This window comes from Polyangium sp. 6x1 (assembly GCF_029946515.1).
Taxonomy (GTDB): domain Bacteria; phylum Myxococcota_A; class Polyangia; order Polyangiales; family Polyangiaceae; genus Polyangium.
Genome location: NZ_JARZHH010000010.1, coordinates 117,778 through 135,939, shown reverse-complemented (window position 1 = coordinate 135,939; position 18,162 = coordinate 117,778). Strand labels below are relative to the sequence as shown.

The window sequence follows — 18,162 nt, the reverse complement described above, 5'->3', positions numbered from 1 at the left end:
TGGCGGGCCCGCAGCGCGGGAGGAGCCCTCCTCCGGGGAACCCCCCCATTGACACCTCGGTCTGCCGGAGAATGTTCGGCAGGAGCTGGGAGGGAACTACATGGCAGAGCAGCGCAAAGACGAACCCGGCAAAGGTCAGATGACCGTCGAAGAGGCTGGCCGGAAGGGCGGGCACATCGGCGGCGAACACACGCGGGACAAGTACGGACCCGAGTTCTACTCGGAAATCGGCCACAAGGGCGGCCAGCGCGTCCGCGAGCTCATCGAGGAAGGCAAGCAGAGCGAGGGCGGCGAGGGCGGCGGCCAAGGCCAAGGCCAGAAACGCTGAGCCAGGAGCGACGAGCGCGGGCTCGCCGCGCGATTGCCAAAAGAACAGGAGACGACCATGGCGGAGAAAAAAGAGCAATCCGGTAAGGGTCAGATGACCGTCGAGGAGGCCGGACGGCTGGGCGGTGAGGCCCGCAAGGAAGAGCTCGGCTCCGAAGGTTACGCCGAGATCGGGCGCAAGGGCGGCGAGACCGTGCGCGAGAAGTACGGCCCCGAGTTCTACTCCGAGATCGGACACAAGGGCGGGCAAAAGGGCGGCGAGACCGTTCGCGACAAGTACGGCCCCGAGTTCTACTCCGAGATTGGACACAAGGGCGGTCAGCGCGTGAAGGAGCTGATCGAGGAGGGAAAGCAATCCGAAGGAGAAGGCGGAGGCGAGAAGAAGTAGTCCTTCGCGCGTCGCGCTGCGGCGCGTCGAAACATGAATGCCAGCGAGGGCCGGGTGGATAAAGGAACTTCCGCCCGGTCCTCAACTCATTTGCGGCCGTAACGTTTGTCCCGACGAGCGGCGTCGTCCGGGCCGCCGAACTCGACGAGGTAGCGCTCGAGGTCGAGCTTCTTCTGCGTGTTCGCCGAGCTCATGTAGCGGACCGTGCCGTAGATCGGCCGTTCGGGGCCCCAGGGGCGGTCGTAGCGGCCGAAGGTCCAGAGGATGCCCGAATAGGAGTTCGGGTCGCGGCCGTCGAGCGCGTACTTGTCGTTGAGGTGGATCAGCGCGGCCAGGGCCTCGCGCGGGGTGCGGGACCATTCGAGGACACGTTTGCCCCAGAGCATGCGCAGGTAATTGTGGATGCGGCCGTCGCGGAGGAGCTCGCGTTGCGCCGCGTTCCAGAGGGGATCGGTCGTGCGCGCGGCCTCGAGCTCGGCGAGGGTGAAGAGGGCCGGGCGAGGATCGGTTTCGTGATCGGCGAGGGTCTTCTGGGCCCAGTCCGGGAGCGATTCGAAGCGCTGCGCGTCGTCCGGGCGGAGGGCGCAGAGGTTCAGGCCGATCTCGCGCCAGGTGACGAGCTCGTCGAGGAAGGACTCGACGGGCGCGCTCATGCCCCAGAAGCCCTCGCGCCGGCCACGCGCGGGTTTGACCTTTTTTTCGTTCCATCCTTCGAGCCGCTCGAGCTCGGCGAAGATTTCGTGTGTCGCGACGTGGCCGAAATGAAGATACGGCGAGAGGCCGCTCGTCGCGCGGGCGTCGGGGTCGTTGCGCTCGGTTTCGTAGCGGATGAGGTTCGTCCGGAGGAACCGCGCGAGCGCGGCGCGGCCGGCCTCGGAGCCGCCCGGAATGCGCGTGACGACGGGGACCGAGTGGTCGATCGGGAGCGCCGCGAGCGCCGCGGGCGAGGCGGCGAGCAGATCGGGCGAGGCGGCGGGCCAGCGCGCGAGGAGGTCTTGCGGGAGGAGGCCTTTCGAGGCGGCCGGGAGGCCCTCGGCGAGAGGATCGGGGAGCGGGCGGCGGCGGAGGTGCGGGAGGAGGTTTTTCTGGAGATACGCCCGGAACGAGAAGGCCGTGGGGAAGGCGCGGTCGGGGGCGTAGATCGGCAGGAGGCCGTTGGAATCGACCTGCTCGAAGCGGACGGGGATTTGCTTCGCCGCGGCGGCGATCATGCGCGGCAGGAAGAACGTGGGGAAATCGTCGGTGACGACGACGCACGCGCGGGCCGAGAGCGCGGCGACGAGGCCTTTGCCCGCGCCGGCGCGAGGCTCGACGTAGGCGTGATGCGTGACGCCGGCCTCGGCGAGGCGGCGGGCATTGTCGGCCATGCCGCGGAGGACGAACGCGTGGAGCCTGTCGCTCGCGTGGAGATACCCGGCGCGCAGGGCTTCGAGGACGACGAGGGGGCGGCCGAGGGCGCGCGCCCATTCCGCAGCACGTTCGAGGCCGAAGTTGAAATGGGTGCGCCGCGCCGCCGTCATCCAGTAGAGGACGAAGGCTCCCTCGGGGCGGAGATCGTGGTCGTTCGCCAGGCGCACGCGGTCCGAGGGGACGCGGGTCGCGCGGAGGAGCGTGTCAGGGTCGGGGTTCGTCATGGCCATGTCCCGGCGTGGTTCCCCTAAGCCACGCGCACCGACCGGCAAGGGGCGAGGTCGGAAGAGGCACGCAAAATCGCCAAACGGTGACACAGTCCACATGTCGAGGACACATTTTTTTCGGCAAGAGGCTCGGGACGCCCGACCGGCTCTTGGAGTATGAAGGCGTCGGTCACACGAACCGGTGGGGAGCGTCCACCTCCGGGTACGCATGAGGGAGGTTTGCCCGATGGCACTCGCGAAGAAGATCGGCCTGTCATTCGTCCTGTCGCTGCTCGTCGGCGTCGCCGCTTGCGCCGAAACCACGGAGTTTCCGGCGCCCGTGACGCCGCCGCCCCCGCCGCCCGCGCGCACGGCCGACGCGACGCCGCCGCCGGCCGCCACGGCGGCCGTGAAGGGCCCGGCCGCGCCGCGGGTCGATGCGTCGCTCATCCCGCGCGACGTGCTCTTCGGCAACCCCGACCGCACGGGGCCGCAGCTCAGCCACGACGGCAAGCAGATCTCGTTCCTCGCGCCCGTGGACGGCGTGATGAACGTGTGGGTCGGCCCCGCGGAGGACCCGTCGAAGGCCAAGCCGGTGACGAGCGACAAGGTGCGCGGCATCCGGCAATACTTCTGGGCCTACACGAACGACCACATCCTCTACGCGCAGGACAAGGGCGGCGACGAGAACTGGCACCTCTACGCCGTCGATTTGAAGAAGGGCGAGACGAAGGATCTCACGCCGATCGACGGGATCGCGGCGCGCATCTCGGGGACGTCGCAGAAGATCCCCGGCGAGGTGCTGGTCGGGCTGAACGACCGCGACAAGAAGGTGCACGACCTCTACCGGATCGACATCAAGACCGGCGAGAAGAAGCTCGTCTTCAAGAACGAGGCGAACTACGCGGGCTTCGAGACGGACGATGATTTCAAGGTCCGGCTGGCGATGCGCAAGGCCCCCGACGGCGGCGACGTGTTCGTCGACCCGAACGCGAAGCCGAAGGAGAAGGGCAAGGAGCCCGAGCCGTTCCTGACGGTGCCCTTCGAGGACGCCGAGACGACGAACCCCGTGGGCTTCGACGGGTCGGGCAAGTCGCTTTACCTGCTCGATAGCCGCGGCCGGAACACGGCGGCGCTCTTCGAGCTCGATTTCGCGACGAAGAAGGCGAAGCTGCTGCTCGAGGACGCGAAGGCGGACGTGCAGCGCTTCATCAGCCACCCGAAGACGGGCAAGCTGCAGGCGGCGGCGGCCGTGTTCGACAAGCCGACGTGGCAGACGATCGACAAGTCGATCCAGCCGGACCTCGACCTGCTCGGCAAGCTCGGCGACGGGGAGCTGCGCGTGCTCAGCCGGACGCTCGACGACAAGCGCTGGCTCGTGGCGATCGTGCCCTCGGACGGGCCGGTGAAGTTCTACCGGTACGATCGCGACAAGAAGAAGACGGAATTCCTGTTCACGAATCTGAAGGCGCTCGAAGGCAAGCCGCTCGCGAAGATGCACCCCGTGGTGATCAAGTCGCGCGACGGGCTCGACCTCGTGAGCTATTTGACGCTGCCGAAGGCGTCGGATCCCGAGGTGGACGGTCGTCCGGACAAGCCGCTGCCGATGGTGCTTCTGGTGCACGGCGGGCCGTGGGCGCGAGACATCTGGGGGCTGAACCCGATGCACCAGTGGCTCGCGAACCGCGGGTATGCGGTGCTGTCGGTGAACTTCCGCGGCTCGACCGGGTTCGGGAAGAAGTTCCTGAACGCCGGGAACAACGAGTGGGCCGGCAAGATGCACGACGACCTGATCGACGCGGTGAAATGGGCCGTGGACGGGAAGGTCGCGGACGGCGCGAAGGTGGCGATCATGGGCGGGAGCTACGGCGGATACGCGACGCTCGTGGGGCTGACGTTCACGCCGGACCAGTTCGCCTGCGGCGTCGATATCGTGGGGCCGTCGAACCTGAAGACGCTGCTCGCGACGATCCCGCCGTACTGGGCGCCGCTGGTGGCGACGTTCCACAAGCGAATGGGCGATCCCGGGACGGCCGAGGGCTCGAAGCTCCTGGAGGACCGGAGCCCGCTGTCGCACGTGGACAGGATCAAGAAGCCGCTGCTCATCGGGCAGGGCGCGAACGATCCGCGCGTGAAGCAGGCCGAGAGCGATCAGATCGTGAAGGCGATGCAGGCGAAGAACATCCCGGTGACGTACGTGCTCTACCCGGACGAGGGGCACGGGTTCGCGCGGCCGGAGAACCGGATGAGCTTCAATGCAGTGGCCGAGACGTTCCTGGCGCAATGCCTGGGCGGGCCGGTCGAGCCGGTGGGGGATGACTTCAAGGGGTCGAGCCTGCAGGTGCCGGCGGGCGCGGAGCAGGTGTACGGGATCGGGGAGGCTTTGCCGAAGAAGTAGTTCTTCCTGAACGACCCTCACCCCCAGCCCCCTCTCCCGCCCGCGGGAGAGGGGGTTTTGTTTTGCCTGCGGTAAAGGGGGTTTTTGTGTTTTCAGCGAGGGACGATCGAGACTTCGACGCGGGTTTGTCCTGCGGCGGGGCGGACGAGCAGGAGGCCGGGGCGCGTGGCGTCGACGCAGCCGTTCGAGAGCTCGACGCGGTAGCCCTCGGGATAATTGCGCTCCGGGACGGAGATCTCGGTGACGCCGTTTTCCATGGGCGCGTCGTAGGTGAGGGCAAACGTGCGGGCGGCGGCGTCGTAACGGAACGAGGGCGCCTCGCCGGCGACGGCGCGGGGATAAGGGCGGGCGACGACCGAGGTGATCGCGGTCGCTTCCTGGCCCTCGTAATCGACGAGGGAGAGGTCCTCGAAGTTCCAGGTCTCCTTCGAATCGCTGTACTCCCAGTAGGTGAAATGGAGGGCATTTTCGTCCATGGCGTCGTAGACGGCCGTGACGTACTCGCCCGCGGTCTCGAGCTCACGCGGGACGCCCGATTCGCCGATGAGGACAGGCATGTTCCACTCGCGGCCCTTGTCGGCCCACCTCGATAGGTACGTGAGCGCATTCGAAGGGGCCGGGGTGCCGCCGAAGAGGGCGACCGAGTCGTACCAGTGCGGCGCAAAGACGAGGCCCTCGCCTTCGGGTTTGTCGAGGTACGTGGAAGCGCCGATCCCATCGGTGCCCGTGGCGTCGAAGAAGACGAGCGCCGTCGGGTCTTTCGCGTGGAGGAGCGCCGCCATTTCGGTGTAGAAGGGCGTCAAGACGGTTTGCTCCCACGTCTTCAGGTCCGCCGTTCCCTGGTGCGGCTCGTTCATGGGCTCGTAGCCGAGGACGCCGGGGCGGGTCGCGTGGCGGGCCGCGACGCGCTCCCAGAGGGCGCGGAAGGCCGTGCGGGCGCCGTGCTCGTCGGACCAGAATTTGTCGAAGGCCGCGCGGACGTCCTCGTCCTTGGAGTAACCCGTGAACCAGTCGGCGCAATCGTGGTGCGGCTCGGGCGTGGGGAACGGGAGGGTCCAGGCCGGAAAACCGTCGCCGCAATAGACGTCGGAATAGATGTCCTGGTGGAAATCGACGATCGTCCAGATGCGGCGTTTCCACGCGCCGTCGAGGAGAGCGTCGTAACGAGCGAGGAAGGTCTCGTCGTCCATGCCCTGCGTAGGCTCGACCGCGGCCCAGACGAAAGGGACGCGGAGCGCGGAGACACCCCAGGAGGCGGCACGATCGAGGTAATGATCGAGGGATTCCTGGAAAGAAGCCTCGGTGGAGGCGAAATCGAAGGGGACGAAAGGCGCGAACTTGCTGCGGCCACCGGCATTGACGCCGCGGAGGTAGACAATGCGGCCGAGGGCGTCGCGAAGGACGGTGCCGTCCGGCGCGAGGCGGTGGTCCGGGGGCGCCGGGAGCGCAATTTCGCAGCGAGGGGCGTCCGGGAGAGCCGGCGTGTCGGTGGAGCCACACGCGACGAGGGGGAGTGAGGCCGAGAGGGCGAGGAGGAAGCGAAAAGGTTGCACGAGGCGAATGGTAGCGGCACGGCGTGGGCGCTGTCACGGCGCGTGATGGGCAGAGGCCGGGCGGCTCTGCTAAGCTCGCGGTCCCTATGCGTCTCCTCGGCTCGATCGCGGCGGTCCTGCTCCTCTCGGCCTGCAATGGCGGCGCGCAGCCGCCCGATTCTCCACAGACGACGGGCAACGCGCCGGCGGAGACGGCGCCGAGCGGCTCGACGACGGCCGTCCCGCCGAACGAGCCTGCCCCGACGACGACCGTGGTGATCCCGATGCCGGAGAACACGACGGGGACGCCGATGCCGACGGTCAGCGCGACGAGCAACCCGGAGCCGGCCGCGCCGACGCAGCCAGGCGGGTCGTGCGGGGGCAGGACGTGCGGCGCAGGCGAGAGTTGCGCGTCGTATTACGGGGTCGCCGGGCCGCGCGGGCCGATGTTCCACGCGTGCGTGGTGCGATGCCGGCGCGGCGAGCCGAACGACGGCTGTCCGCAAGGGAAGAAGTGTTACACGGTCGCCGATGGCCCGGGCGACGTTTGTCAATGAATACCATTACGACGAGGTAGCGTCGCTCAATCCTCGATCGCGCCGAGGAGCGTGCGGAGGACCTCGGCCTGCGTGCCGAGCGCAGGGTCGTGGCTCGATCGGGAGAGCGCGGCGAGCGAGTCGGCCTGGAGGGTGACGACAGGGCGGAGGCCGCCGAGGTCGTCGAAGCGGCTGCCCTGGAAAATGCGGCCGAGGCGCCGGACCATGGCGAGCGCCGAGGCATACGCGATGACGTCGCCATGCCGCGCGCTGGCGATGCGCTCGACGTCGTCTTCGTACCGCGCGTCGATGGTGCGGCTGGCCGTGTGCCAGGTGCCCGTGGCAGCGTCGCGGTACCGCGCCGAGACGGTGATCTCGCAAGGTTCGCCCGGGACCCACACGGGCATGGCGATCCGCGCGATCTCGGTGCGCGCCTCGCCCGCGTAGAGGTCGCCGAGCAGGAGGCGGTCATGATCGAGCGAGAGCGCGGCGAGCCCGCCCGAGACTTCGAGCACACGAACGGGCGCAGGGACCGAGTGGACCGTGAGCTCGACGTCTTCGAGGACGACGTCCCCCGGCGGAGGGACGATCCGAGCGACCGCGTCTTCCCGATCCGCGAAGGCGCCGCCGGCGAAGACGTCGTCGCCGAGCGGCGCGAGGTGCGCGACGTCGAGGCGATCGGGCGTGCCGACGGCGGAGACACGCACGTTCGCGCGTCGCAAGGAGGCGACCTCGTTCGCGAGGCGGAGGCCGGCCTGCGCGACGCCGATGCCATCGCTGAGGACGAGGACTTGCCCCGCGGAAGGGAGCGTTGCGCCTTCGGCGATCTTCACCCCGACGAACCCTCGCGCGAGGGCGAGGGCGCCCGCGAGGTCGCGCGTGTTCGCGACCGCAGCGCCACCGCGCGGGCGTTCGAGGACGCGCGTGACGGCGCCGTCGAGCAAGGTGCGATGCGAGCCCGGCAAAGGAGGGACGACGACACGCGGGCCGGAGGCGTCGATGATGGCGACGCGATCGCGATCGCCGAGGTCCTCGAGCGCGATGCGAGCGAGCGACGCGGTGTTCGGGTTGCGGCCGTCGAGCACGATGGCGAGGCGTCGCGGCTCGCGGACGGAGGGTTTGGCCGCGGGGAACGCGTCGGCCGGGGCGATGGCGTCGATGCGGAGGAGGACCTCGCCGCCCCAGCTCGGGACGAGGGTGTCGCTCGACCGAACGACGACGGCGAGGCCGCGGCCAGAGAGCGCGACGGGGCTCGATGTCTTGCGCCAGATGCCGTCCTTGGGGACGAGGAAGCCGGTGGGCGGGGTCCAGGGATCGTTCGGGCTGCGGCGAACGACAGGCTTGGGCAGCTCCGTGGCGTCCATGAACTCGACGCCGTTCGCGGTGATGACGGAGGCGCCGCGGCGGCCGCCGGAAGGCGCGAAGACGAGCTGGCCGTCGCGGGTGAGCGCGGGAGGCGCGCACGCAGACAAACCCACCGTGGCGACCACCACGAAGGCACCCAGGAACCGGCTCGCTCGCCCGCCTGCGCTCATCAGGGTGCCCGTAGGATACGCCAATCGAACCGGAAAGGGGCGATCGAGCACGTCGTGACCGCGATGACGCGGGCGTCCGTTCATGGCAAAGCTCGGCGCGATGGAGAAGGCGATGGGCTTCCGCATCGGCGCGGACGAAAACGGCCTCGGGCCCCGGCTCGGGCCGATGCTGGTCACGGCGGTGATGGCGCGCGTGACGGAGGAAGGCGCGGCGATCGTGGGGCGAAAGCCGCGCGGAGGCCTGGCCGAGCGGCTCGGGGACTCGAAGGCGATGGTGGCCTACGGGGACGTGGGGCTCGCCGAGGCCTGGGCCCGCGCGCTGGTGGAGCGAGGCGGAGGGCGCGCGGCAGCGGCGCGGACGCCGGACGAGCTCGCGCACGCGATCGCCAGCGAGGATCGCGCCGAGCTGCGGGCCGCGTGTCCGCCCCACGTGGAGGCGCAGTGCTGGGGCGCGGACGCGGAGGCGTTCACGGCGCCCGCGGAGCTCGTGAAGACGATCCACGGCGACCTCGATCGGCTGGAGAAGAAGGGGGTGTCGATCGTGGCGGTGCGGAGCGAGGTGCTCTGCGCGAAGCGGCTGAACGAGGGGCTCGCGGCGGGGAAGAATCGGTTTCAGATGGATCTGCACGCGATGGAGCGGCTGATCCTGTCGATGCGGAGCGACGCGGGGCAGGACGTGCAGGCGGTCTGCGGGAAGGTGGGCGGGTTCGGGAAGTACGGCAGTGCGTTCGGGCCGCTCGGCGGGCGGATGCACGTGGTGCTGGAGGAGACGCGCGCGAGGAGCGCGTACATGTTCCCGGGGCTCGGGGAGATCGCGTTCGTGCGGGATGGGGACGCGACGGATCTGCTCGTCGCGCTCGCGTCGATGGTGGGCAAGTGGATGCGCGAGATCCTGATGGGGAGGATCGTGCGGCACTACCAGGCGATCGTGCCGGATCTACGCGGGGCGAGCGGGTATCACGATCCGGTGACGGCGGCCTTCGTGGAGGCGACGCGCGTCACGCGGAAGAAGCGGCAGGTGCCGGAGGAGTGCTTCGAGCGGAAGGGGGCGGAGGCGGGCTGAACGACCTCACCCCGGCCCCTCTCCCGAGCGGGAGAGGGGATGGGCGTGAAGGAATCGTTCTCAGCGGTTCACGATGTGGACCGCCGCGCCCATCGCGTGCGCGGCGGCTTCCATGAACGCCTCGCCGAGCGTCGGGTGCGGGTGGATCGTGAGCGCGATGTCCTCGGCGAACGCGGCCATCTCGAGCGCGAGCGCGCCCTCGCTGATCATCGTGCTCGCCTCGGGGCCGACGATGTGCACGCCGAGCACCTGCTTCGTCTTCTTGTCGGTCACGACCTTCACGAAGCCGTCGGTCTCCATCATCGCCATCGCCTTGCCGAGCGCCGCGAACGGGAACTTGCCGACCGAAACCTCGATGCCCTTCGCCTGCGCCTCCTCGGCCGTCAGGCCCGCCGTCGCGATCTCCGGATCCGTGAAGATCGCGCCCGGGATGCACGCCCAGTCCTTCGCCGCCTTGTGGCCCGCGATGACCTCCGCGATGATCTCGCCCTCCTTCGAGGCCTTGTGCGCGAGCATGGGCGGGCCCGAGAGGTCGCCGATCGAGTAGATCGTCGGGACGTTCGTCCGGCCGAACTCGTCCGCAGGCACGAAGCCGCGCTTGTCGATGTTCACGCCGACGTTCTCGAGGCCGATCCCGCGCGAGTTCGGGCGCATGCCGACCGCGACGAGGACCACGTCCGTGACGACCGTCTCGGGCTTGCCCTCGACGTCGAGCTTCACGGCGACCGAGCCGTCGGCCTGCTTCTCGTAGCCCATGGCCTTGGCGTTCTTGAAGATCTTGCCGCCGCGCTTCTGGATGCGGCGCTCGACGACCTTCACGCAGTCCTGATCGACGCCCGTGAGCAGCGTGGGCATCGCCTCGACGACGACGAGCTCAGCGCCGAACGCCTGGTAGACCATGCCGAGCTCGAGCCCGATCACGCCGCCGCCGATGACGAGCAGCCGCTTCGGGACCTCGCGCAGGCTCACGGCCTCCTTCGCGCCGATGATCTGCTTGCCGTCGAACTTGAAGCTCGGGATCTCGATGGTCGACGAGCCCGTCGCGAGGACGATGCCCTTCGTCGCCTCGATCGTCTCGACCGTGCCGTCGGCCTTCTTCACCTCGACGCGGTTCGGCGAGACGAGCGTCGCCGTGCCCGCCATGAGGTCGGCGCCGTTCGACTTGAGCAGGCCTCGCACGCCGCCCGTGAGGCGCTTGACGATGCCTTCCTTCCAGTCCTGCATCGCGTTCGGGTCGTGCTCGACGGAGCCGAGCTTGATGCCCATCGTCGCCATCGACGAGTGCGCCTTCTCGTACGTGTGCGCCGCGTTGATGAGCGCCTTCGACGGGATGCAGCCCCAGTTGAGGCACACGCCGCCCACCTCTTCCTTCTCGATGCACAGCGTCTTCTGCTTCAGCTGGCCGAGCCGAATCGCGCAGACGTAGCCGCCGGGGCCGCTGCCGATGACGATCGCGTCGTAGGTCTTCATCCGATTCTCCAAGGTGGAACGCGGGCCGACAGCCCCTTTTGGGCGCGGATTACCATGTCGGGCGAAAGGTGGGGGCGGAAAAAGCGGCCGGCCAGGGGGCACCCAGAGTCAGCGCCAAATCCGGGGGGTTTGGGGGGGTTCTCGGACCCCCCCATCGTCAGCTAATGCCCGGAGCCACCCTGCGAGCCCCCGTAGGGGCGGTTCGCCAGGACCTCGGCGCGCTGCTCCGCGAGGTGCCACGGCAGCTCCGCGTAGACGTCCTCGAAGAGCGTCTCGCGCGCGGGCGGGCCGAGCGCCTCGACCTCCTGGATCGCCGCGCTGATCTCGGCCATGAGCCCGTCCTCGAGCGCGGCTTCCTCCGCCTCGTCGATCAAGCCGCGGTGGACGAGGTGGCGGCGCAGGCGCACGATCGGGTCGCGCTGCGCCCACGTGTCGACCTCCTCCTGCGCGCGATACCGCGTGGGATCGTCGCTCGAAGAGTGCGCGCCCATGCGGTAGGTCAAAGACTCGATGAACGTGGGCCCGCCGCCGCTCCGCGCGCGCGCGACAGCGTCGCTGACGACACGGTAGACCGCGAGCACGTCGTTGCCGTCGACGCGCACCGAGGGGACGCCGTACGCGCGGCCCTTCACCGCGAACGTGGTCGAGGCCGTCTGCTTCGCCGCGGGGACGCTGATCGCCCAGTGGTTGTTTTGACAAACCAGGACGCAGGGGACCTTGAAGACGCCCGCGAAGTTCAAGGCGTTGTGGAAGTCGGGCTCGCTCGTGCCGCCGTCGCCGACGAAGCCGAGGACGACGCTCCGGTCCTTGCGCATCTTCGCGGCCCAGGCGGCGCCGACGGCGTGCGGGAGCTGCGTGGCCATGCAGCTCGACCACGCGACCTGGTTCACGGCGCGGCCGCTCATGTGCGAGGGCATCTGCCGGCCCTTGAGCACGTCGCCCGCGTTGCCGAAGTACTGAGCGATGTAGCTCTTCAGCGGGAAGCCTCGCACGAGCATGATCGCGCTCTCGCGCAGGGCCGGGAAGACCCAGTCGTCGCGCTCGAGCACGAGGCCCGTCCCGATCGGCGTCGCCTCCTGGCCGCGGCACTCGCCGGCGAAGTGGATGCGGCCCTGGCGCTGCAGGAGCATCATGCGCGTGTCGATGAGGCGGACGCGCTTCATCTCGCGGTAGGCGCGGAGGAGCACGTGCGGCGACAGGCCGGGGTCGGTGTCGGGATCGGCGCTGCCGTCGTCGCGGAGCACGCGGAGGAGCCCGAGGTCCGGGGCCTCGTCCGCGCGAGGTGCCGCCTCCATCGCTGCCCCTTGCGCCTCAACGTCGTGGTCGTGCATGCGGGCGAACCTAGCGCGAATCCGCCCGGCTGTAGAGGGTGAAGCTCTCGCTCAGGGGCTACAGACGCCGTACGTCGGCGTCTCGGGCTTGCAGGTCTGGCCCATCGGGCAACCGCCCGCGTCCGGCTCGAGGCCCTGCCACCCCATGTTGAGGCAGCTATACCGGCACATGTTGCTCACGCAGCGCTGGTTCGCGCCGCAGTCGTTGAGGTCGCTGCACGCCCCGCCCTCGGGGGCGGGCGTGGGCGACAAGGGGACGCAGAGCGAGAGCTCGTCCTCGAGCACGGTCAGGCGGCACGGGAAGCCGTTCTCGCACTCCTTGCCGTCGAAGAGCGTGCAGGACTTGGCGAAATTGCAGAGCCAGAGCCGTTTGTTGCCGTAGTCGTTGTGGACGTTGCACTTGGCGCTGCCGCAGAAGGGTCCGGGCTCGTTCTGGCAGCAAATGGGCGAGCAATAACCGAAGACGCAATGGAGGCCGATCCCGCACTCGCCGCTGGCCGAGGAGCACGTCGCGCCGACCCCCTTGATGCCCGCGCCGCCCTCGCAGACCGTGCCCGTGCCGGCGCCGTTCGGCCGGCAGGACTCGTTCGGGCCCTGGCAGTCCTGCGCGAGCAATTTGCACTCCGTCTCCTCGACGTCGCTGTAATCGGTGCACGTGGGCGTGCCGCCCGTGCCCGACGAGGACGTCGCCATGCCGCCGGCGCCGCCCGCGCCGCCCTCGCCGCCGACGCCGCCCGTGCCCGCGGAGCCGCTCGTCGGGTTCTCGGCTTCCGTGCCCGGACAACCAAGGAGCAGCCCTGCCGAGAGCAAACCGACGACGAGAGAAGCCAAGCGGATCGGCGACATGCCCGGGACGATACCACGAGCCGCATCGAGGCTTCGAAAAGGAAGAGGCCGCAGCGAGCCCGCCGCGGCCTCTTCGCGCTCCTACGTCAGCGTCCGCGAGGGCTCAGGGCATGCCGCCCATGCCGCCCATGCCGCCGCCGGCACCACCGGCGCCGCCCGCGCCGCCCATGCCGCCGCCAGCACCGCCAGCGCCACCCGCGCCGCCCATGCCGCCAGCACCACCGGCGCCGCCGCCGCCGAGCGCGCCCAGCGGATACTCGAGGTCGACGCAGTACTTGCCGTGCACGGTGTCGGTGCAGGTCAGGCCGTTCGCCGCATTGCCGCAGTCCGCCTGGCCTCCGTCGCACTTGGGCATCGGCAAGCAGTAGCCGACCATGGCCGGGTTGCCCTGGATGATGCCCCAGCACCAGCTATCGGGGGCGATGCAGTCCTCGTGGCTCTTGCAGCTGTTCGTGCAGAACCCGATGTCGCCGGGGCCGGTGCAGGACATTCCCGCGGAGGGGGTGCAGCCCATCACGACCGGCGAGAAGACGCAGAGGCCGTTCCCGAGGCCGCCGCAATCGCCGTAACCGACATCCCCGTCGAGCGTGCAGAGGCCGGAACAGAAGCCCTTGCCGTCCGAGAGGCCGCCGATGCACACGCCGTTGCCGCACTCGTCCGTGGCCGCCTTCGGGTCACAAACGGCCCCGAAGTCCTTGCCCGGCGAGACGGTGCTCACGCAGATGCCGTTGGCGAGGTCGCAGATGCGGCCCTCGCCACACGCCTCGTCGTTCGCGCAGGTCGGGATGCAGACGTCGCCCGCCGTGATCCGGATGCACGCGACGTCCTCGCGCCCGTGGCACTTGAACTCGTCGAGCGGGTCGTTGATGTACATGCCCGTGGGGTTGTTGACCTCGCACGATGCGAGGCAACGTCCCTCGGCCGCGCTGCTGTCCGCGCCCTTGTAGCAAATGCTGCCGACGCCCGGACAATCGCCGCTCGTCTTGCAGGTCTTGCTGCAGTAGCCGTTCTGCGGGCCGCCCTGGAAGACCGCGTCGTCCTTGTCCGCGACGATGCAGGTCCCGGGATCACAGTCGGCGTCGGTCGTGCACGCCGCGCCGAGCCATTCCCCCGAATCCATGGGGCCCGTGCTGGTGGTCCCACCCGTGGCGCCGATCCCGCCCGAGCCGCCCTCGCCGCCCGTGGCGCCGGTGCCACCAGATCCCCCGGTGCTGTTGTCGCTCCCGCAGCCCGTGTTGTTGGCCACGAGCCCGACGGTCAATCCAAGGGTCGTGAGGACCCACCAAACGCTCTTCATCTTCATCGGCCGCCTCCACGCGAACGAAAAGAAAGACCAGGCCACCCGCGTGACGGGCAGCAAACCTCGCCTTCCGGAAGGCCAAAGCATACCTGCGGAGCCGCGCGAGGGCCAGCGCCCGCCCGCCCGCAGGGCCGCGCGTCAGTCGTCGCGAGGGCCAGGCGGCAAGGGCGCGACCGCGTCGTCGTCGTCTTCCTCGTCCTCCGGCTTCCGCGGCTGAAGGGTGAAGACGGTGAGCACGACGAGACCGAAGGCCATCCCCATGCCGATCTTGCCGAAGAGCTCCGCGCGATGGTGCACGGCTTCGAGGAGCTGGCCCTGCGGCGTGTCGTCGCGCTGCACGCCCTTCGCGTGCAGATCACGGATGCGCGGCGTGAGCGAGAGGCCGACGTAGGCCACGGAGACGGCCATGAAGAGCGTGCACGAGCGGCGCAAGCGCGAGAGGAGGGTGCGGCCGCGGCGATGCGTGGCGAGCGTGCGCGTGACCTCGGCGGCGAGCGCCGCGAGGGCCGCGCCGAGGGCGATCGGATCGAAGCGCGCGAAGACCGCGCCCATCACGTCACCCGCGATCGGCCGAGGGAGCATGCCGAAGACGATGGGCGCGGCGCCGGCGCCGAGCGCGACCGCGCCGCCGATGTACACGCCGCCCGCGAGGACGGCGACGAGGGCCGCGACGCGATCGACGACGGCGAGGATTCGGTCCCGCTTTTCCTGCGGATCGGGGGCCAGATCGGCCTCGGTGAAGGTGTCGTTCATACGTGCATCCTCACGCCGTGGTCGGCGTCGCGCGTGCCGATCTCGAGCGCGGCGGCGCGGCTCTTCACGACGACGGGCGGCCTGCCCGACGCCTCGAAGCGCACGTGCGCGCGCGCGAGCTTGGTGTTCAAGCAGTACGTCATGGGGCCGTCCGGGTTCGGGTAGTAGAGGCCGACCATGTCGTCCGTCTCCGCCTCGAACGAGCCCTCGATCCGCGCGGCGCGGCCCTCGGCGGAGAAGCTGTAGCGCCTGCGGCCGACGTCGCCGTGCGCGCGAGCGATCTCGAGCGGCGCGTTCCAGGTGTAGGTCACGCCGCGGAAACGCGCGCAAACGAGCGTGACGAGCGGCGTGAGCACGGGGCCCACGCGGACGCGGCCAGAGAGCGCTTCGACGACGAGGTCTGCTTCGCTTTCCCACGAGTTGACGTGGCACCAGGCATAGAGATCCGCGTGCCCGCGGCCCCAGTTGTGCCCCTGCATGCCGCGCCAACCGGAGAGATCCCAGCGCTCGCCGTCCACCTCGACCTCGCCCGAGAACACGAGGTCGGGGTACGGCGTGAGCGTCTTCGATCGAGGGAATTTGCCGCGGTACATCGAGGCGTGCGGGAACGGGACGAACGGGCTCGCCTCGCCCTCGAAGCGAAGGTCCCAGCGAATCGAGTGCTCGCGTCGCGCGATGCGTCCATGCGTCTCGCCCGGCCGGATGCGCATGCGCTCCTCGCTGGAGCCGCCGGCCACGGGGAGGCTCCAGGCGACGTCGAGGCCCTCCTTGCCGAAGAGCGCGTCCGCATAGGGGAGCACGTGCTTGACGGCGACGTGTTTGCTCTGGCCGCCGCGGCGATCGAAGGCGATCGCCCAGCCCTCGGCGAGGGCGCGGCCAGGCTCGCGCGCGGAGGCGAAGATCGTGGCCTTGATCCAGATCGCGCGGTCGCCCGCGGGGTCGTTCGCTTTGAGGAAGTAGCTCTCGACGTGATCGGCCCCGGCCGCGGGATCGAAGCGGACGGCGTTCGGATCTCTCGGTTCGTTCATGCCGGTTCGTCCTCCGCGAGCGCGAGGAGCGCCTCGCTCACGGCGTGCGGGTCGGCCCGCGACGGATCCCCTTCCATGGCCGCGAGGATCGTGCGGGCCGCGCGGATGCGCGCGCGACCCACGGCGGCGACCGCGAGCGTGCGCTTGTTGCGATCCCACGAGCCGAGCTCGCCGACGATCTCGCGCGTGGCGCGGTCGTGGCCCATGCTCGCGAGCGCCACGCGCGCGTGCCAGGAAAAACGGTCGCGGCCGAAGACGAACGCGCCGCCGAACGCGCGCCGCTCGAGCCCCACGCGCGCCTCTTCCAGGCCGAGCTCTCCTGCGATCTCGATCGCGGCGGCCTCGTCCTCGGCGTCCTCCGTCTTGATCGCTCCGTTCACCACCGACGCGAGCACCTTCGCCCCCGCATGATCCCCGGCGCGTCCGAGGACCACGGCCGCGGCGACGCGCACCGTGGGGGACGCGTGCGCGACGAGGTCACGCGCCCGCGCTGCGAGGATCGGGTCGACCACGTGCTCGCCCTCCTCGCTGCCGATCTCCTCGGCCATGCGGAGCGCGATGTGGCAAACGAGCGGATCGGCGTCGCGCGTGCGAGCGGCGAGAGCCTCCACGACGGACGCGCGATCCTTGCAGACGCGGGCGTACGCGATGACGGCCTGGAACCGCACCTCCGCGCGGGAATCTTCGAGCGCACGGGCGAGCCTCTGCGCCGCGCGGCTGTCGCCGATCTCGCCGAGCGCGGTGAGCGCCATCTGCCGCACGTGGACGTCGTCGTCCTCGATGGCGACGAGCAGGGCGGACAGCGCTTCGTTCGCGCCCACGTCGGCCAGCGCGAGCGCGGCTGCCGAGCGGACGGGCGCGGCTTCGTCGGAGAGCGCGCGTTCGAGGGCGCGCACGACCTGGCTGCGTGCGTCCTCGGCGTGGCGAACGAGATCACGCACGGCGTCCTCGCGCACGGAGGCTTTGGACGAGCCCACGTCGCGGAGGGCGGCGTCGAGGGTGCGGGGAAGCGCGGGCGCCCGGAACATGCGCGGCGAGGCTAGCACGGCGGGTGCCGGATCACTTCCCGCGGATGGCCCGGAAAGACCTCAGGGACCGCCGCCCGCGCCTCCAGCGCCGCCAGCACCACCAGCGCCGCCAGCTCCGCCTGCGCCGCCTGCGCCTCCAGCTCCGCCTGCGCCTCCAGCACCGCCGGCTCCACCAGCTCCGCCAGCGCCGCCCGCTCCACCTGCGCCGCCGGCTCCCGTGGGGACCCAGGGCGGCGGCGGTTTGGGCGCCTCGGCCGGCAGGCAGATCTGCGGCACCTCGGTCGAGACCGGCGGCGGCGGGATCTTCACGACGCAGATGCGCTCGGCGATCGGCTCGAAGTCGATCACCCTCGCGGCGCGCTCGGACGGGCGGGCGCATTCGTAGCCGCTGCGGCAGTCGCTGTCGTCCTCGCAGCCGGCCATGCAGAACGTCCGCCCGAAGCGGCCCCAGCTCGCGTCGTCGGCGGCGCCGCAGGCGGGATCGAGCTCCGACGAGAACGCGACGCAGACCCCGTCGCCCTCGGGGCATTTGTCGGGCTCGCACCCGAAGATGGTGCAATACCCGCCGGGCTGGGTGCTGTCGCAGAGGCGGTCGCCCACCTGCGAACAATCGAGCGAGTTGGTGCAGTCGTCCCCGATCTTCGGCGTGCAGCCGGCGAGCGCAGCGACGAAGGCGGCGAGGAAGAGCGTGATCACGCGGGGTCGGGGCATCGCAGGGCAAGCGTACTAACGGGCCTCGGGCCGGCGTGCAACCGGGCGCCGCAGACGGCGCGACGCGGCCCGGATCCACCGGCCGATCGGGGTCGACCGTGGCGCGCTCGATCGCGGGCGGCGGCCTTGCTCTGGACGGATGGCCCGGGGCACTGCAGGATGGGGGCGCCGCTCCCTGCCCGCCCATGGTCTGGAGGGCGCGCGGCGCAAAGACCGGCCCTCCTCGAACGTGCGGAACGCTCGAATTGACAGCCGGGGCGCCGCCCTTTAGATACCGGGAAATTCCGGACCGCACCCCCG

The 18,162-nt window shown here is 70.1% G+C and carries 16 protein-coding genes; 5 read left to right on the top strand and 11 right to left on the bottom strand.

Annotated features, from left to right (window positions below; all coding sequences use genetic code 11):
• Positions 1-100 precede the first annotated feature (100 nt).
• Together QHF85_RS12980 and QHF85_RS12975 are read left to right on the top strand one after the other, a co-directional pair.
• Positions 101-328, top strand: a complete 228-nt coding sequence (locus QHF85_RS12980; protein ID WP_281327463.1) for a KGG domain-containing protein — start codon at positions 101-103, stop codon at positions 326-328.
• A 57-nt stretch (positions 329-385) separates the two neighbouring features.
• Positions 386-715: a KGG domain-containing protein gene (locus QHF85_RS12975; RefSeq protein WP_211365420.1), complete on the top strand. Its 330-nt coding sequence runs from the start codon at positions 386-388 to the stop codon at positions 713-715.
• Between the two features lie 86 nt (positions 716-801).
• Here QHF85_RS12975 and QHF85_RS12970 read toward each other — a convergent pair whose 3' ends face one another.
• Complete coding sequence (locus QHF85_RS12970) at positions 802-2,349, bottom strand: deoxyribodipyrimidine photolyase (protein ID WP_281327462.1); 1,548 nt, start codon at positions 2,347-2,349, stop codon at positions 802-804.
• A 229-nt stretch (positions 2,350-2,578) separates the two neighbouring features.
• On the opposite strand from QHF85_RS12970, the gene QHF85_RS12965 reads away from it, so the two are divergent.
• Positions 2,579-4,729: a S9 family peptidase gene (locus tag QHF85_RS12965; RefSeq protein ID WP_281327461.1), complete on the top strand. Its 2,151-nt coding sequence runs from the start codon at positions 2,579-2,581 to the stop codon at positions 4,727-4,729.
• Between the two features lie 92 nt (positions 4,730-4,821).
• Here QHF85_RS12965 and QHF85_RS12960 read toward each other — a convergent pair whose 3' ends face one another.
• Positions 4,822-6,282: a cellulase family glycosylhydrolase gene (locus QHF85_RS12960; protein WP_281327460.1), complete on the bottom strand. Its 1,461-nt coding sequence runs from the start codon at positions 6,280-6,282 to the stop codon at positions 4,822-4,824.
• Positions 6,283-6,368: 86 nt separating this feature from the next.
• Between QHF85_RS12960 and QHF85_RS12955 the strand changes: the two genes are divergently transcribed.
• On the top strand, positions 6,369-6,818 hold the full coding sequence (locus tag QHF85_RS12955; RefSeq protein WP_281327459.1) for a hypothetical protein: 450 nt from the start codon (positions 6,369-6,371) through the stop codon (positions 6,816-6,818).
• A gap of 26 nt (positions 6,819-6,844) precedes the next feature.
• On the opposite strand, the gene QHF85_RS12950 is transcribed toward QHF85_RS12955, so the two are convergent.
• Positions 6,845-8,332, bottom strand: a complete 1,488-nt coding sequence (locus tag QHF85_RS12950) for a vWA domain-containing protein (RefSeq protein ID WP_281327458.1) — start codon at positions 8,330-8,332, stop codon at positions 6,845-6,847.
• Between the two features lie 82 nt (positions 8,333-8,414).
• On the opposite strand from QHF85_RS12950, the gene QHF85_RS12945 reads away from it, so the two are divergent.
• Positions 8,415-9,395 carry a hypothetical protein gene (locus QHF85_RS12945; protein ID WP_281327457.1) on the top strand — a complete coding sequence of 327 codons (981 nt, stop codon included), beginning with the start codon at positions 8,415-8,417 and terminating at the stop codon, positions 9,393-9,395.
• Positions 9,396-9,455: 60 nt separating this feature from the next.
• On the opposite strand, the gene lpdA is transcribed toward QHF85_RS12945, so the two are convergent.
• From lpdA to QHF85_RS12905, 8 genes are all read right to left on the bottom strand, one after another.
• Positions 9,456-10,865 (bottom strand): dihydrolipoyl dehydrogenase, encoded by a 1,410-nt coding sequence (gene lpdA / locus QHF85_RS12940; protein ID WP_281327456.1) that lies wholly within the window; start codon positions 10,863-10,865, stop codon positions 9,456-9,458.
• Positions 10,866-11,026: 161 nt separating this feature from the next.
• On the bottom strand, positions 11,027-12,196 hold the full coding sequence (locus QHF85_RS12935) for a thiamine pyrophosphate-dependent dehydrogenase E1 component subunit alpha (protein ID WP_281327455.1): 1,170 nt from the start codon (positions 12,194-12,196) through the stop codon (positions 11,027-11,029).
• Positions 12,197-12,247: 51 nt separating this feature from the next.
• Entirely contained in the window at positions 12,248-13,042 is a 795-nt protein-coding gene (locus tag QHF85_RS12930; RefSeq protein WP_281327454.1) for a hypothetical protein, read from the bottom strand.
• Positions 13,043-13,145: 103 nt separating this feature from the next.
• A complete protein-coding gene (locus QHF85_RS12925; protein WP_281327453.1) occupies positions 13,146-14,345 on the bottom strand; it encodes a hypothetical protein in 1,200 nt (399 codons plus the stop codon).
• Between the two features lie 135 nt (positions 14,346-14,480).
• Positions 14,481-15,095, bottom strand: coding sequence for a DUF4149 domain-containing protein (locus tag QHF85_RS12920; RefSeq protein ID WP_281327452.1), 615 nt, complete (start codon positions 15,093-15,095; stop codon positions 14,481-14,483).
• Complete coding sequence (locus QHF85_RS12915) at positions 15,092-16,123, bottom strand: tocopherol cyclase family protein (protein ID WP_281327451.1); 1,032 nt, start codon at positions 16,121-16,123, stop codon at positions 15,092-15,094. The genes QHF85_RS12920 and QHF85_RS12915 overlap by 4 nt, the downstream gene beginning before the upstream one ends.
• A complete protein-coding gene (locus tag QHF85_RS12910; protein WP_281327450.1) occupies positions 16,120-17,151 on the bottom strand; it encodes a HEAT repeat domain-containing protein in 1,032 nt (343 codons plus the stop codon). Before QHF85_RS12910 ends, QHF85_RS12915 begins: the two co-directional genes overlap by 4 nt.
• A 60-nt stretch (positions 17,152-17,211) precedes the next feature.
• Positions 17,212-17,862: a hypothetical protein gene (locus tag QHF85_RS12905; RefSeq protein ID WP_281327449.1), complete on the bottom strand. Its 651-nt coding sequence runs from the start codon at positions 17,860-17,862 to the stop codon at positions 17,212-17,214.
• Positions 17,863-18,162 lie beyond the last annotated feature (300 nt).

Bases quoted from the DNA above. Each gene is read 5' to 3' on its own strand.
- QHF85_RS12980 (WP_281327463.1), top strand. From the start codon at position 101: ATGGCAGAGCAGCGCAAAGACGAACCCGGCAAAGGTCAGATGACCGTC.
- QHF85_RS12975 (WP_211365420.1), top strand. From the start codon at position 386: ATGGCGGAGAAAAAAGAGCAATCCGGTAAGGGTCAGATGACCGTCGAG.
- QHF85_RS12970 (WP_281327462.1), bottom strand. From the start codon at position 2,349: ATGACGAACCCCGACCCTGACACGCTCCTCCGCGCGACCCGCGTCCCC.
- QHF85_RS12965 (WP_281327461.1), top strand. From the start codon at position 2,579: ATGGCACTCGCGAAGAAGATCGGCCTGTCATTCGTCCTGTCGCTGCTC.
- QHF85_RS12955 (WP_281327459.1), top strand. From the start codon at position 6,369: ATGCGTCTCCTCGGCTCGATCGCGGCGGTCCTGCTCCTCTCGGCCTGC.
- QHF85_RS12950 (WP_281327458.1), bottom strand. From the start codon at position 8,332: ATGAGCGCAGGCGGGCGAGCGAGCCGGTTCCTGGGTGCCTTCGTGGTG.
- QHF85_RS12945 (WP_281327457.1), top strand. From the start codon at position 8,415: ATGGCAAAGCTCGGCGCGATGGAGAAGGCGATGGGCTTCCGCATCGGC.
- lpdA (WP_281327456.1), bottom strand. From the start codon at position 10,865: ATGAAGACCTACGACGCGATCGTCATCGGCAGCGGCCCCGGCGGCTAC.
- QHF85_RS12935 (WP_281327455.1), bottom strand. From the start codon at position 12,196: ATGCACGACCACGACGTTGAGGCGCAAGGGGCAGCGATGGAGGCGGCA.
- QHF85_RS12930 (WP_281327454.1), bottom strand. From the start codon at position 13,042: ATGTCGCCGATCCGCTTGGCTTCTCTCGTCGTCGGTTTGCTCTCGGCA.
- QHF85_RS12925 (WP_281327453.1), bottom strand. From the start codon at position 14,345: ATGAAGATGAAGAGCGTTTGGTGGGTCCTCACGACCCTTGGATTGACC.
- QHF85_RS12920 (WP_281327452.1), bottom strand. From the start codon at position 15,095: ATGAACGACACCTTCACCGAGGCCGATCTGGCCCCCGATCCGCAGGAA.
- QHF85_RS12915 (WP_281327451.1), bottom strand. From the start codon at position 16,123: ATGAACGAACCGAGAGATCCGAACGCCGTCCGCTTCGATCCCGCGGCC.
- QHF85_RS12910 (WP_281327450.1), bottom strand. From the start codon at position 17,151: ATGTTCCGGGCGCCCGCGCTTCCCCGCACCCTCGACGCCGCCCTCCGC.
- QHF85_RS12905 (WP_281327449.1), bottom strand. From the start codon at position 17,862: ATGCCCCGACCCCGCGTGATCACGCTCTTCCTCGCCGCCTTCGTCGCT.